At 66.2% G+C, this 13617-nt stretch carries 10 protein-coding genes; 4 read left to right on the plus strand and 6 right to left on the minus strand.

Annotated features, from left to right (window positions below; genetic code table 11):
• Positions 1–176: 176 nt before the first annotated feature.
• Positions 177–2936: a [protein-PII] uridylyltransferase gene (locus GRI48_RS09675; protein WP_160674661.1), complete on the minus strand. Its 2760-nt coding sequence runs from the start codon at positions 2934–2936 to the stop codon at positions 177–179.
• Complete coding sequence (locus tag GRI48_RS09680) at positions 2933–4630, minus strand: class I adenylate-forming enzyme family protein (protein WP_160674664.1); 1698 nt, start codon at positions 4628–4630, stop codon at positions 2933–2935. The genes GRI48_RS09675 and GRI48_RS09680 overlap by 4 nt, the downstream gene beginning before the upstream one ends.
• Positions 4631–4830: 200 nt before the next feature.
• Here GRI48_RS09680 and lgt point away from each other — a divergent pair, with 200 nt between their 5' ends.
• The gene (lgt, locus tag GRI48_RS09685; RefSeq protein ID WP_160675650.1) at positions 4831–5685 is read left to right on the plus strand and encodes a prolipoprotein diacylglyceryl transferase; all 855 of its coding nucleotides are present in this window, start codon (positions 4831–4833) and stop codon (positions 5683–5685) included.
• Entirely contained in the window at positions 5682–6767 is a 1086-nt protein-coding gene (locus tag GRI48_RS09690; protein WP_237451805.1) for a class I SAM-dependent methyltransferase, read from the plus strand. The genes lgt and GRI48_RS09690 overlap by 4 nt, the downstream gene beginning before the upstream one ends.
• Here GRI48_RS09690 and GRI48_RS09695 read toward each other — a convergent pair.
• Genes GRI48_RS09695 through GRI48_RS09705 form a run of 3 tightly spaced genes read right to left on the minus strand, consistent with a single transcriptional unit; the run spans position 6764 to position 9527 of the window.
• Positions 6764–8299 carry an ABC transporter permease/substrate-binding protein gene (locus GRI48_RS09695; RefSeq protein WP_160674667.1) on the minus strand — a complete coding sequence of 512 codons (1536 nt, stop codon included), beginning with the start codon at positions 8297–8299 and terminating at the stop codon, positions 6764–6766. The two genes, GRI48_RS09690 and GRI48_RS09695, sit on opposite strands and share 4 nt — an antisense overlap.
• The gene (locus GRI48_RS09700; RefSeq protein WP_202389309.1) at positions 8296–9063 is read right to left on the minus strand and encodes an ATP-binding cassette domain-containing protein; all 768 of its coding nucleotides are present in this window, start codon (positions 9061–9063) and stop codon (positions 8296–8298) included. Before GRI48_RS09700 ends, GRI48_RS09695 begins: the two co-directional genes overlap by 4 nt.
• The gene (locus tag GRI48_RS09705; RefSeq protein WP_160674670.1) at positions 9060–9527 is read right to left on the minus strand and encodes a hypothetical protein; all 468 of its coding nucleotides are present in this window, start codon (positions 9525–9527) and stop codon (positions 9060–9062) included. Before GRI48_RS09705 ends, GRI48_RS09700 begins: the two co-directional genes overlap by 4 nt.
• A gap of 158 nt (positions 9528–9685) precedes the next feature.
• On the opposite strand from GRI48_RS09705, the gene GRI48_RS09710 reads away from it, so the two are divergent.
• Positions 9686–10852 carry an isovaleryl-CoA dehydrogenase gene (locus GRI48_RS09710; RefSeq protein ID WP_160674673.1) on the plus strand — a complete coding sequence of 389 codons (1167 nt, stop codon included), beginning with the start codon at positions 9686–9688 and terminating at the stop codon, positions 10850–10852.
• Here GRI48_RS09710 and GRI48_RS09715 read toward each other — a convergent pair.
• Positions 10849–11889: a hypothetical protein gene (locus GRI48_RS09715; protein ID WP_160674676.1), complete on the minus strand. Its 1041-nt coding sequence runs from the start codon at positions 11887–11889 to the stop codon at positions 10849–10851. The genes GRI48_RS09710 and GRI48_RS09715 overlap by 4 nt on opposite strands.
• A gap of 66 nt (positions 11890–11955) precedes the next feature.
• Between GRI48_RS09715 and GRI48_RS09720 the strand changes: the two genes are divergently transcribed.
• Complete coding sequence (locus GRI48_RS09720) at positions 11956–13563, plus strand: carboxyl transferase domain-containing protein (protein WP_160674679.1); 1608 nt, start codon at positions 11956–11958, stop codon at positions 13561–13563.
• Positions 13564–13617: the final 54 nt, after the last annotated feature.

Genomic DNA, 13617 nt, shown 5'->3' on the forward strand with positions numbered 1-13617 from the left:
CACGCCTCAAAGGCATTGTTGTCTCCGATCAGCCAGGCCCGGTAATTGGTGAATGGGCCAGCTCGATAGCTTCTATCTAAGCTCTTCGTGCCAAGCCTGGCCAACGCCTTTATCGGCTCACACTGAACGATCACCCCGATGATGGATGCTTGTCCATCGCCCGGCAAACCGCTGGTTCACGCGTCTTCGAGTTCGGCCTGCCGCTCGTCGCTCGCAGCTTCGAGCAGGCGCTCCTCGATCTGGCTCATCCGCCCCTTGCCCTCGACCTTGTGGCCGGTGAGATCGGTGACGTAGAACGTGTCGGTCGCCCGCTCGCCGTAATTCGTGACATGCGCCGAATGGACCACGAGGTTGCTTTCGAACAAGGCGCGCGCGAGCCGGTTCAGCAAGGCCGGGCGGTCGCGCGCGGTCACTTCCAGCACGGTGAAGCGGTTGGAGGCGCTATTGTCGAACACCACGCGCGGGCGCACGTCGAAGGCCTTGGCGCGGTTCCTCGCCAGCGGGCGCTGCGCGAGCCGGGGCACGAGTTCGATCCGGTTGCCCAGCGCATCGGCGATCGACTTGCGCAGCCGTTCGATCTGGCCATCCTCGCGGAAAGGTTGGCCGAGGGGATCCTGCACCAGGAAATTGTCGACCGCATAGCCGCGCCGCGAGGTGTGGATCCGCGCATCGATGATGTTGCCGCCGGCAAGGTGGATGCCGCCCGCGATGCGATAGAACAGGCCCGGGTGGTCGGCGGCAATGATGCTCACCAGCGTCGCCCCGCGTGCTTCGTAGTATTCGCAATGGATCGAGAGGTGTTCCTCGATCTCGCGCGCCACCTGGTACTGGACGAGGTTGAGCGCGATGATGTCGTCCGGCTCGGCGATCCAGTAGGCATCGTCCAGCAGGCCGCCGATCTCGTCGACCAGCGCGGCGCGCTCTCCCAGCCGCTCGCGCACCATTGCCTTCTTCGCCTCGACCCGCTCCTTGCGACCGTGCCGGACGTGGCCCAGTCGCAAACGCTCCTGCGCCGCGTCGTAGAGTTCCCCGATCAGCTGGCCCTTCCAGCTGTTCCACGTCCCCGGGCCGACCGCGCGAATATCCACCGCGGTCAGGATGGCGAGGTTCTTGAGCCGCTCGAGGCTTTGCACTTCGCCGACGAAATCCTCGATCGTCTTGGGATCGGTCAGGTCGCGCTTCTGCGCGGTCGAACTCATCAGCAGATGGAAGCGAACGAGCCAGGCGACGAGTTCGGTTTCCGCATCATCGAGCCCGAAGCGCGGGCACAGTTCCTCGGCGACGTCCGCGCCGAGCACCGAATGGTCGCCGCCACGCCCTTTGGCGATATCGTGGAGCAGCACCGCGACATAGAGAGCGCGGCGCGAAGCCAGCTTGTGAATCAGCTTGGTCGCGCGCGGGTGATCGACTTTCAGCTCGCCCTTCTCGATCTGGTTCAGCAGGCCGATCGCGCGGATCGTGTGTTCGTCGACCGTGTAGTGATGATACATGTCGAACTGCATCTGCGCGTTGACCTTGCCGAAATCGGGCACGAAGCGGCCGAAGACGCTCGCTTCGTTCATCCAGCGCAGCACCATCTCGGGATCGTTGCGGCCGCACAGCAGATCGAGGAACAGGGCATTCGCGCGCGGATCGTCGCGCACCTCGCGCCGGATCAGCCCGCTGTCGCGGTCCGCGATGCGCATCGTTTCCGGGTGGATTTCGAGCTGGTGTTCCTCCGCGATCTGGAAGATCTCGATCAGCCGGACCGGGTCCTTGCGAAACCAGTCGTCGGACGGCGCCGCGATCCGGCCACCATCGACCTTGTACCCCTTGAGCATGCGAGGCTTGGGATTGAAGCCGGCGAGCAAGCCGGTGCGGCGGCGACGCTTCGCGAAGGTCTCGTCGATGTGCGCCAGGAAGATGCCGGTCAGGCTGCCGACCCGCTTCGCCTGCAGGAAATAATACTGCATGAAGCGCTCGACCGCGCTCTTGCCGGGCCGGTCGGCGAAATTCATCCGCTCGGCGACTTCGCGTTGCAGGTCGAAGGTAAGCCGGTCCTCTGCGCGCCCGGTAATGATGTGCATGTGACAGCGCACCGCCAGCAGGAAGCCCTCGGCGCGGCGGAAGCTGCGATATTCGGCCTGGGTGAAAAGCTCGGCATCGACGAGGTCGGCGGCGCTCCTGACCCGGTGGATGTATTTTCCGATCCAGTAGAGCGTCTGCAGGTCGCGCAGCCCGCCCTTGCCGTCCTTCACATTGGGTTCGACGACATAGCGGCTGTCGCCCATGCGCTTGTGCCGGTCGTTGCGCTCGGCCAGCTTGTCGGCGACGAATTCGCGTTCCGTGCCGGCGACGACATCCTTGCGGAAACGGTGCGAAGCCTCGTCGTAGAGTTCCTGGTCGCCCCACACGTAACGCCCTTCGAGCAGCGCGGTGCGGATCGTTACGTCCTCGCGCGCGAGGCGTATCGAATCGTCGATCGTCCGGCTCGAATGCCCGACCTTGAGCTGCAGGTCCCACAGGAAATAGAGGATCGATTCGATCACCTGCTCGCACCACGGCACGCGCTTGCCGGGGGTCAGGAAGGCGATGTCCACGTCCGAATGCGGCGCCATTTCCGCGCGCCCGTATCCGCCGACCGCCATGATCGTCAGCCGCTCGCCCTGCAACCGGTTTCCCGGCGGATAGACGTGGGCGACGATGTGATCGTAGATCAGCCGGACCAGTTGATCGATCAGAAAGCTCTGCCCGGCGGTGCATTCGTGCCCGGCGGAAGGCTTCGCGTCCAGGCGGCGGGCTATCTCCGCACGCCCGTCGTCGAGCGCCTGCTTCAGGATCGCGACGACCGCCGGGCGCGACTTTTCCCCCTCGGCTTCCCACGCGGCGGCGATCGCCTCGGCCAGCGCTCGCCGGTCGATGATCTCGCGCTGCCTCGGGATGCCGAGATCGTTCAAGCGGCCTCGACCTGGCCCTGATAGGCCGCCTTGACGGTGCGCTTGTCGACCTTCTGCGTGCCCAGCCGCGGCAGCGGTTCCTCGCTCTGCCACAGGTGCTGCGGCACCTTGAAGGGTGCGATGTGATCGCGCAGGAACGCGGTCAGTTCTTCCGGTGACAGGCTCTCGCCCTCGCGAACGAAATAGACCGCCGCGACGACTTCACCCAGCCGTTCGTCGGGCAGGCCGAACACGCTGCATTCGGCGACCGCGGGGTGCGAATAGATCGATTCCTCCACCTCGATGCAGGCGATGTTCTCGCCGCCGCGGATGATGATGTCCTTCTTGCGATCGACGATGAAGAGATAGTCGTCCTCGTCCATGTAGCCGAGGTCGCCGGTGCGGAAATAACCGTCGTCGGTGAATGCTGCGGCAGTCGCTTCCTCGTTGCGCCAGTAGCCGTTGAAATTGCAGACCGAGCGGATCGAGACCTCGCCCACCTGCCCCGCCGGCAGCGGCTTTCCGGCATCGTCGAGGATTGCCATGTCGACCAGCGGTTTCGAGGGCATCCCGGTCGAGCCGGGTTTGGCGAGGTAGTTCTCGTTGAGATTGCCCGCGCCGACGCCATTGGTTTCGGTCAGGCCGTAGCCGAGCACCGGGAAGCCTTCGGGAAAGGCCTCGCGGATCTTCTTCACGTGCTCGGGCGGGCGGGGCGCGCCGCCGGCGGCAAAGGTCTTGCATGCCGACAGGTCGTATTTCTCGCGGTCCGGGTGGTTGGCGATCTCGTAGCTCATCAGCGGCACGCCGACGAAATAGGTCACCTGTTCTTCGGCCAGCAGTCGCAGCGCCTCGCCGGCGTCCCACCTGGGCATCAGCACGAGCTTGCGCCCCATCGCGAGGCTCTGGAGGAACAGCGGCACTTCGCCGGTGACGTGGAATAGCGGCACAGTGATCAGCGCGGAGGGCTGGACTGTCGGCATCTCGCCACGCTCGGTGAACAGCTGCACGATCATCGCGGTCTGCGCGACGTAGTTCATCACCCCGCTGACGACCCCGAGATGATCCGAGTAGGCCCCCTTGGGAAAACCGGTCGAGCCGGAGGTGTAGAGGATCGTGGCCAGGTCTTCCGGGCCGAGCTCGCCGAGCATCGCCATCGCGGTGTCGCCTTCGGCCCAGTATTCGGAAAGCCCCTTGGCGAGGTCTGCGTCGTGGTCGAACACCACGACCTTGGCGCAATGTTCCTCGCCTTCAAGCCGGGCGGCGCGCTGCGCGTCGGCCAGCACCAGAGAGCATTCGCACAGGTTGATGCCGTAGGCGAGTTCCTCGCCCGTCCACCAGCCGTTGAGCAAAGTGGCGCAGCCGCCCGCCATCAGCGTGCCCATGTAGCTGACGATCCAGCCGATCGAGTTGCGCGCGGCAATCCCGACCCGGTCGCCTTTCCGGACGCCCTGCCTGGTGGCAAGGCCGTGCGCGACGTTGCGTGCAGCGGCGTAGACTTCGCCGAAGGTCATCCGCTTGTCGCCGTCGACGAGGAAGAGCGCGTCCTTGTGCTCGTTGCAGAAGTGCGCGAAATAATGCGAGAGGCTGGGCGGCGCGTTCACGAAGGCGGGCATCTTGACCCCGCGCCGATCGATATCCTTGAGTTCGAACATCTGTCCCGGGGCGGTGACAGCGTTGGTGATGCGTTCGATATCCTTGTCGAGTTCGGTCGGCATGGTCGTGTCTGGTCCTCTCCAATCGGTGCGCAGCCGCTATCGGCCTTCGCTGTCTGAAATGGGCATGTGCGCGCAGGGTTTCCCCAAACCCCCTGCTATGCCAAAAGCCGCGCGAACGATGCCGCGTGGCGTCGAACCATTCCTAGGGGGTTCGCAACTTGCTGTCACTACTGCTCGCCCAGAGCGCTTCCGATGCGATCATGTGGGAAGATTTCGGGTTGCGGCCGGGCATCGATCTCGGCTTCTTCACCTTGCGATTCTACGCCCTTGCATACCTTGCAGGCATCGCGCTCGGCTACTGGCACCTGACCAGGATGATTAAGGCACCCGGCGCGCCGATGGCGCAGCGCCATGCCGAGGACCTGTTCTTCTACTGCACGCTCGGGATCATCCTGGGCGGACGGCTGGGATATTCGATCTTCTACATGCCCAGCCTGTGGGACAATCCGATCGACGTGCTCAAGACCTGGGAAGGCGGGATGAGCTTCCACGGCGGGCTGATCGGGGTGCTGATCGCGATCGGCTGGGTCTGCTGGCGCGGCAAGCTGCCGTTCCTGCGCGTGTGCGACTACATCGCGGTCAACGTCCCGTTCGGGATGCTGTTCGGGCGGCTGGCCAATTTCGTGAACGGCGAGCTGTGGGGCCGCCCGGCCGACGTGCCGTGGGCGATGATCTTTCCGACCGATCCGCTGCAGGTCCCGCGCCACCCGAGCCAGCTGTATGAGGCGGGTCTCGAAGGCGCATTGCTGGTCATCGTGATGCTCTATCTCTTCTGGCGCACGCGGGCGCGCTTCCGTCCGGGACTGCTGGTCGGCATCTTTACCGCAGGGATCGCGGCGGGCCGCTTCGTCGTCGAATTCTTCCGCGAGCCGGACGCCCAGCTGGCGGAATTCGCGCGCGAAACCGGCCTCAACATGGGCCAGTGGCTGACCATCCCGCTGATCCTGGTCGGCATCGGCCTCGCGATCTGGTCTCTGATGCGCCCGCCGCTGGCGAGTGGCGCGGCCACTGCACCCGCGGCGACCGGGGCCGGGACCGCTCCTACGACGTCATGAGCGATCATGCCCGCGGCGATGCGGCGGAGCGTTTCCGCCGGCTGATCCGCGCGCACGGGCCGATCTCGGTCCCCCAGTACATGGGCGAATCGAATGCGCTCTATTATGCCTCGCGCGACCCGCTCGGGGCCGCGCGGGAAAGCGGCGGCGATTTCGTCACCGCGCCCGAAGTCAGCCAGATGTTCGGCGAATTGCTGGGCGCCTGGCTCGCCGACATGTGGGCGCGGGCGGGCCGGCCGGAGCGGATCGCCTATGTCGAGGCGGGTCCAGGTCGCGGAACGCTGGCGCGCGATGCGTTGCGAGTGATGGGCGGGGCGGGTCTCGCGCCGCAGGTTCATCTGGTCGAGGCCTCGCCCGCCCTGCGCGCCATCCAGCGCGAGGCGTTGCCCGATGCGCAGTTCCACGACGATCCCGCGAGCCTGCCGGACGACGTGCCGCTACTGGTTCTCGCCAACGAGTTCTTCGACGCGCTGCCGATCCGCCAGATCGTGCGGCAGACGGCAGACGGCGAGGGCGGCTGGCGCGAGCGCATGGTGCGGCTGGACGAGGCCGGTTTCGCTTTCGTCGCCGGCGACCGGCCGATGGACCAGGTGGTGCCGCCCCGGTTTGCCGATGCGCCGGCGGGCACGATCATCGAAAGCAATCCCGGTGCCGCGGCTGTCATGCGCGAGCTGGCCGGACGGATCGCAGCCCAGGGCGGCGCCATGCTCGCGATCGACTACGGCTATGGCGAGCCGCGGACGGGATCCAGCCTGCAGGCTGTCCGCGCGCACGAGAAGGTCGATCCCTTCGCCCATCCGGGCGAGGCGGACCTGACCGCGCTGGTCGATTTTCACGCGCTCGTCGAGGTCGCTGGCGAAGCAGGCGCCAGGGTCCTAGGGCTGGCGGAGCAGGGTGCGTTTCTCGAAAGCCTCGGGCTCGCCGCGCGGGCGAGTGCCCTGGCGAGGAATGCGCCACAACGGCTGGAAGAATTGCGCGCCGCGCACCGTCGTCTCGCTCACTCCGAGGAAATGGGGTCGCTGTTCAAGGTGCTGGGCCTTGCCGCTCCGGACTGGCCTGACGGAGCGGGTTTCGCCGGCTAGCGCCCGATCCGCTCGGCCAGCCGCCGCGCAGCTTGCGCCGCCGAGAGCTTGTCGTCCTCGCGATCGACGCTGAAATTCGCTTCGCGCATGGCGGTTACGTCGATCGCGTCGACCAGTGGCTCCAGCGCCTGGAGCAGTTCCTCGTCCGCCGCGGCCTGTGAGTTCACGAGAACGATCGCGTCGTAATTGGGGAAGGCGCCTCGCGGATCCTCGAGCACGGTCAACCGGTCCGCGGCGATCCGCCCGTCCGAGGTATAGGCGCTGATGATGTCCGCCTCGCCCGACTTGAGCGCATTGTACATGAAGGTCGGAGAGAAATTGCGCTGCGCTTTGAATTTCAGGCCATAGGCATCGCGCACCGCGATCCATTCGGGGCGCTCGAAGAACTCGGGGTCGCCGCCGATGACCAAGTCCTGTCCGCGTGCCGCAACGTCCGCGATGCTCTCGAACTGGCCGAAGGTCGCATCCTCGCCCCGCATGGCGAGCCCGTATGCGTTCTCGAATCCCAGCCGGCCGAGCACATGCGTCCCGCTGGTCTCCCGCTCCCACTGGACGATGGCCGCGTACATGGCATCGCGCGGCGGTGTGTCCTCGCGCTTCATCTGGTTGGTCCAGATCGTGCCGGTGTAGTCGACGAGGATGTCGATCGCCCCGCTGGCGACGGCATTGTGCGCGATGGCCGAGCCAAGCCCGTCGCGATATTCGACCTCGTACCCTTGCGCCTCGAGACGCTGGCCGATCAGCCGGGCCAGGATCAGCTGTTCGGAAAAGGTCTTCGCCCCGATCACCACGCGCTCGTCCTCGCCGTATTCCATCTGCGAGGCGAATGCCGCGCCGACCCCCAGCACCACCGCCACGAGGCCGCCCAGCCACAGTGCCCTCGTGCGTGTCGCAAAGCCGCGTTCCACAAGGCCGAGCAGGAAGTCGGCAACCAGCGCGAGACCCGCCGAAGCCACGCAACCGGCCAGCACCAGCGCCCAGTTCTGGGTCTGCAATCCGGCGAAGATCGGATCGCCGAGGCTCGGCTGGCCGATGGTCGTCGCGAGCGTGGCCGCCCCGATGGTCCAGACGGCTGCGGTGCGGATCCCGGCCATGACGAAGGGCGCGGACAGCGGCGCTTCCACCAGCCGCAGCTTCTGCCATTTGGTCATGCCGACGCCATCGGCAGCCTCCAGCACGCCGGGGTCGAGATTGGCCTGCGCCGTCACCGCATTGCGCAGGATGGGCAGCAGTGCATAGAGCGCCAGTGCAAGCAGCGCGGGCAGGAAGCCGAGCGTTGGAAGCCCCTCGCCGAAGACGGCGCGCAGGCTCAGCAGGATCGGAAAGAACAGCGCCAGCAAGGCCAGCGCCGGGACCGTCTGCACCAGGCTCGCGAAACCCAGGGCCACGCGCGCCACGGTCTGCGATCGGCTCGCCCGGACGGCGACCGGCAGCGCGACGATTATGCCGAGTGCTAGCGCGGCGGCAGCCAGCACGACATGCGCGGCCAGCTTGTCGCCGAGGCCCAGCAGGTGGTCCCAGAAGCCGTTCATTGCTCCATCGCCGCCAGCTTCTCGGCCTGCGCCCGCGGCACGGCGACAAGGCCCTGGGCAATGTCGCCGCCGGCCCCGGCGAGCAGCGCGGCAGGCGTCTCATCGGCAACGATGCGCCCTGCATCCATCACCAGGACGCGGTCGGCCAGGAGCAGCGCCTCGGTCATGTCGTGCGTGACCATGACCGACGTCAGGCCGAGCCGGTCGTGCAGCGCGCGCACCCGCTCGCCCAGCGCATCGCGGGTGATCGGGTCGAGCGCGCCGAAGGGTTCGTCCATCAGCAGCAGCTTGGGATCTCCGGCCAGCGCGCGCGCCACGCCGACCCGCTGGCGCTGCCCGCCCGAAAGCTCGTCGGGCATCCGGCTCGCCATGGCCGGTTCCAGTTCGACCAGCTCCAGTAATTCGCCGATCCGCGCCTCGCCGATCGGGTTGCCCGCCAGCCGCGGCCCGATCGCGATGTTTTCGCCCACGTGCATGTGCGGGAAGAGGCCGATCCCCTGGAAGACATAGCCGACCGAGCGCCGCAGCGCGGACGGCGGCAGGCTGGCGACGTCGTCGCCGTCCAGGATGACCCGTCCAGTGCTGGGTTCGACGAGCCGGTTCACCGTCTTGAGCAGGGTCGACTTGCCCGACCCGGAAGCCCCGACCAGCGCGACGAAACTTGCCGCACCGATGGTCAGGTCGACGCCATCGACCGCGGTGACGTCACCGAAATTCCGGGCGATGCCGTCGAAGAGGAGGAACGCGCCCTGTTCCGGAATCAGTCTTCTTCCGCCGGCTGGTAATCGATCTGCTGCAACTCGATCCGCCGACCCGCAGAATCGATGGCGATCATATTGCCCTCGCTGTCCTGGTTTTCCAGCTCCCAGCAATCGCCCTCGACATTCTCGCCATCGGGAAGGAAACAAAGGGCATCGTCGTCGCGGATGTTCCACGTGCCGGTGCCGTTCGGCTCGCCGTTCTTGCGTTCGCGATAGGTCCCGTCGTCATCGAGGAAGGTCGCAAAGACCGACCCGTCCGCGCTTTCGCTGCGCCAGCCGCTGTGGCGCATCATCGGTCGCGGGCCATCCGGCTGGTCGCTGCCGGTCGGCGTGGGCGTGGGCGTCGTTTCGTTCCCGGCAGCCACATCGGCAGCGGTCGCGTTGTCTGCCGCCGCCTCCTCTGCCGGCGTGCAGGCGAGCAGCGCCAGCGCGAGCGTGGTGCAGGAGAGGGGAAGGATGATGCGCATCACACGCGGCCTTTCGGTTGCTTGGTGCGGCATTAGCGCGTGCGGCAACGAAAGGTCAAAGATCGCCGCTGCTTGTCCGTGTTCGCGGTTTGCGCCCGTCCGGCAGCTTCGCTAAGCGCCGCTTGCAACCGAAACCACATACCGTGCCAGGAGAGAGCATGCGCGCGACCCCCGATTTCGACTTCCAGCTGGGCGAGAGCGCCGAGATGATCCGCGAGACGGTCGCGCGGTTCGCCGACGAGCAGATCGCCCCGCTCGCCGCGCGCGTCGATCGAGAGGACTGGTTTCCGCAGGAACTGTGGCCCGCGATGGGCGAACTCGGCCTCCACGGCATCACCGTCGATCCCGAAGATGGCGGCCTCGGCCTCGGCTACCTCGAGCATGTCATCGCGGTCGAGGAAGTCAGCCGAGCGAGCGCGAGCGTCGGCCTTTCCTATGGCGCGCATTCCAATCTCTGCATCAACCAGATCCGCCGCTGGGGCAGCGACGAGCAGAAGGCGAAATACCTCCCCGGCCTGATTTCCGGCGAGCATGTCGGCTCGCTCGCCATGTCGGAGGCGAGCGCCGGGTCGGACGTCGTCTCGATGAAGCTCAAGGCCGAGGAAGTTCAGGGCGGCTACGTGCTCAACGGCACCAAGTTCTGGATCACCAACGCGCCCTATGCCGATACGCTGGTGGTCTATGCCAAGACCGATGGTCATGCAGGATCGCGCGGCATAACCGCTTTCCTGGTCGAAAAGGGCGACGAGGGCTTCTCGATCGGCCAGAAGATCGAGAAGATGGGCATGCGTGGCTCGCCCACGGCGGAACTGGTGTTCGACGACTGCCATATTCCCGAAGACCGCATCATGGGACCATTGAATGGCGGCGTCGGTGTGCTGATGAGCGGCCTCGATTACGAGCGCGTGGTGCTCGCCGGGCTGCAGCTGGGCGTGATGCAGGCGTGCCTCGACACCGTCATTCCCTATCTTCGCGAGCGCAAGCAGTTCGGCAAGCCCATCGGCAGTTTCCAGCTGATGCAGGCCAAGGTCGCCGACATGTATGTCGCGCTGCAATCGGCCCGCGCCTACACCTATGCCGTCGCCAAGGCGTGCGATGCCGACCAGACGACGCGCTTCGACGCGGCGGGCTGCATCCTTCTCGCATCCGAAAACGCGTTCCGCGTGGCCGCCGAGAGCGTCCAGGCGCTGGGCGGTGCGGGCTATACGACCGACTGGCCGGTCGAGCGTTACCTGCGCGATGCCAAGCTGCTCGACATCGGGGCAGGGACGAACGAGATCCGCCGGATGCTGATCGGGCGCGAGCTGATCGGGGCGGCAGGCTAGGCCGCCACGCAGTTCCCGTCGCGAACCCCGCTGACGCTCCCGACGCCGAGGACGATCTTCGCCCTGCGAGAGAAGGTCAGTGCCTGCCAGCGCCCCGAATTGCCGGTCGCCGTGCGGCTGCGCAGGAAGGTTAGGTTGAGCAGCTCGTACTGTTCAGGATCGATCCGCCCTGCATGGAGCATGCAGCGCCACTGGGCGACGTTCCACGCGTAATCGCGCCCGATCCCGTCCTGGTCGATCGTTTGCGAGATCGCGTCGTACCAGCCGAAGATCGCATCGAGCCGCTGCCAGTATTCCTCGCGCGGCATTGCCGAAAGCTTGCGGCGCAGACGATTGATGTCCTCCGACGAGGGAAGCCCGCCCTGCTGCACCCGCGTATCGATCGCCCAGCGAACCTTGCGCATGGTGATCGGCCCATTGGGGAAGACGCGCTGCAGGTCGCCGCGCACGAGTTGCAGCAGGTCGAGGTAATGATCGAGCTGGACCTGCAGCATCCGGGCGCTTTCGAAGAGCGCGGTCAGTTCGCCCATGATGACGGGGTTCAGCTTGCCGTCCGGCCCGTGCGCGGCGAGGATGCCTTCGCGACACGGCTCGCGCACCGGCACGGCGAGGCAGTCCTTGGAGAAGAGCAGCTTGCCATATACCGGAGCAAGCCGCGCGATCTCGCGCTTCGCCTTGCGTTTCGAGCCGAACGAACTGCGCCATTCGAGGAGTACCGGTTGCAGGCTCCCAGTCCCGTAATTCCATTGCGCCATGCCTACCGAGACCAGCTGGCTGTCGAAATTGCCGACCGGCATGGCCCAGCAACCCATGGTCTCGGGGATCGAGGTTTCCTGCATCCTCTCGAAGATCGCCGCCCGGTCGAGCCCGATTTCGGCCAGCTCTCCCGCTACCTGCGGCTCGATGGTCAGAGAAGGCACATCGCCGACCCTGTGACACGGCGGCGGTACGGGGGGCACGTAAGCTCCCTCCTGCGCGGCAACCGGTTGCGACAGAGACATGAACAGCAGCGCGGCTGCAAGCAGGCGGATCGACATCGTTTCCATTGTGACCGCTTGGCGATGCGATGCAAGACCGTTAGGGCGAGGCCCCAAGGAGACACGATGACCGCACCCGCACTCACCTCGAAAATCGACCGGGAAAGCCCGGAGGCAAAGGCGCGCTTCGAGCACAACAAGGGCCTCGCGCAGGAGCTGCGTGCGAAAGTCGCCGAGGCCGCGCTGGGCGGGCCGGAGAAGCACCGCGAACGCCATGTAAGCCGCGGCAAGCTGCTGCCGCGCGAGCGGGTGGAGCGCTTGCTCGATCCGGGCAGCCCCTTCCTCGAGATCGGGCAGCTGGCCGCCAACGGGATGTACGAAGGCGACGTCAACGGCGCCTCGATGATCTGCGGTATCGGCCGCGTCTCGGGTCGCCAGGTGATGATCGTGTGCAACGACCCGACGGTGAAGGGCGGCTCCTACTACCCGATGACCGTCAAGAAACACCTGCGCGCACAGGAAATCGCTCAGGAGAACCGCCTGCCGTGCATCTACCTTGTCGATAGCGGGGGGGCGAACCTGCCCTACCAGGCGGAGGTCTTCCCCGACCGCGAGCACTTCGGGCGGATCTTCTTCAACCAGGCGAATATGTCGGCGCTCGGCATCCCGCAGATCGCCTGCGTGATGGGCAGCTGCACCGCGGGCGGCGCTTATGTCCCCGCCATGTCTGACGAGACGGTCATCGTGCGCAACCAGGGCACGATCTTCCTTGCCGGCCCGCCACTGGTGAAGGCCGCGACCGGCGAAGAGATCAGCGCCGAGGACCTCGGCGGCGGCGACCTCCATGCGAAGAAATCGGGCGTCGTCGACCACCTTGCCGAGAACGACGAACACGCGCTTACCATCGTGCGCGACATCGTCAGTCACCTGGGAGAGAATACCGGTGCGGCGAAGGACGTCTCGCTGAAGGAGCCGCGCCCGCCCAAATTCGATGCGGACGATCTCTACGCAATCGTGCCCGATGACGTGCGCGCGCCCTACGACGTGAAGGAAATCATCGCGCGCCTCGTCGACGGCAGCGAGTTCCACGAGTTCAAGGCGCAGTACGGCAGCACGCTGGTCTGCGGTTTCGCCCACATCTGGGGCATGCCGGTCGCGATCCTCGCCAACAACGGCGTGCTGTTCTCTGAAAGCGCGCAAAAGGGCGCGCATTTCATCGAACTCGCCTGCCAGCGGCGCGTGCCCTTGCTGTTCCTGCAGAACATTTCGGGCTTCATGGTCGGCGGGAAATACGAGGCGGAGGGCATCGCCAAGCACGGCGCAAAGCTCGTCACCGCCGTCGCCACCGCGACCGTACCGAAGATCACCGTCGTCATCGGCGGCAGCTTCGGCGCAGGCAATTACGGGATGGCAGGCCGCGCCTATTCCCCACGTTTCCTCTTCACCTGGCCCAATGCGCGCATCAGCGTGATGGGCGGGGAGCAGGCCGCAAGCGTGCTGGCCACCGTCCACCGCGACGCCGACAGCTGGACGCCCGAAGAGGCCGAAGCCTTCAAGGCCCCGATCCGGCAGAAGTACGAGGACGAAGGCAACCCCTATTACGCCACCGCGCGGCTGTGGGATGACGGCGTGATCGACCCGGTGCAGACCCGCGACGTCCTGGGCCTTGCCTTTGCCGCCTGTCTCGAGGCCCCGATCGCAGAGCGCCCAGCCTTCGGCGTGTTCCGGATGTAGGAACGCAGTAGCGCAAGCGGCGTTGGGAGACTCGTAAGGGGTGGACGGGGAACA

The sequence above is a fragment of the Qipengyuania oceanensis genome (genome assembly GCF_009827535.1).
Lineage (GTDB): Bacteria > Pseudomonadota > Alphaproteobacteria > Sphingomonadales > Sphingomonadaceae > Qipengyuania_C > Qipengyuania_C oceanensis.

Bases quoted from the DNA above. Each gene is read 5' to 3' on its own strand.
- GRI48_RS09680 (WP_160674664.1), bottom strand. From the start codon at position 4,630: ATGCCGACCGAACTCGACAAGGATATCGAACGCATCACCAACGCTGTC.
- lgt (WP_160675650.1), top strand. From the start codon at position 4,831: ATGTGGGAAGATTTCGGGTTGCGGCCGGGCATCGATCTCGGCTTCTTC.
- GRI48_RS09690 (WP_237451805.1), top strand. From the start codon at position 5,682: ATGAGCGATCATGCCCGCGGCGATGCGGCGGAGCGTTTCCGCCGGCTG.
- GRI48_RS09695 (WP_160674667.1), bottom strand. From the start codon at position 8,299: ATGAACGGCTTCTGGGACCACCTGCTGGGCCTCGGCGACAAGCTGGCC.
- GRI48_RS09705 (WP_160674670.1), bottom strand. From the start codon at position 9,527: ATGCGCATCATCCTTCCCCTCTCCTGCACCACGCTCGCGCTGGCGCTG.
- GRI48_RS09710 (WP_160674673.1), top strand. From the start codon at position 9,686: ATGCGCGCGACCCCCGATTTCGACTTCCAGCTGGGCGAGAGCGCCGAG.
- GRI48_RS09715 (WP_160674676.1), bottom strand. From the start codon at position 11,889: ATGTCGATCCGCCTGCTTGCAGCCGCGCTGCTGTTCATGTCTCTGTCG.
- GRI48_RS09720 (WP_160674679.1), top strand. From the start codon at position 11,956: ATGACCGCACCCGCACTCACCTCGAAAATCGACCGGGAAAGCCCGGAG.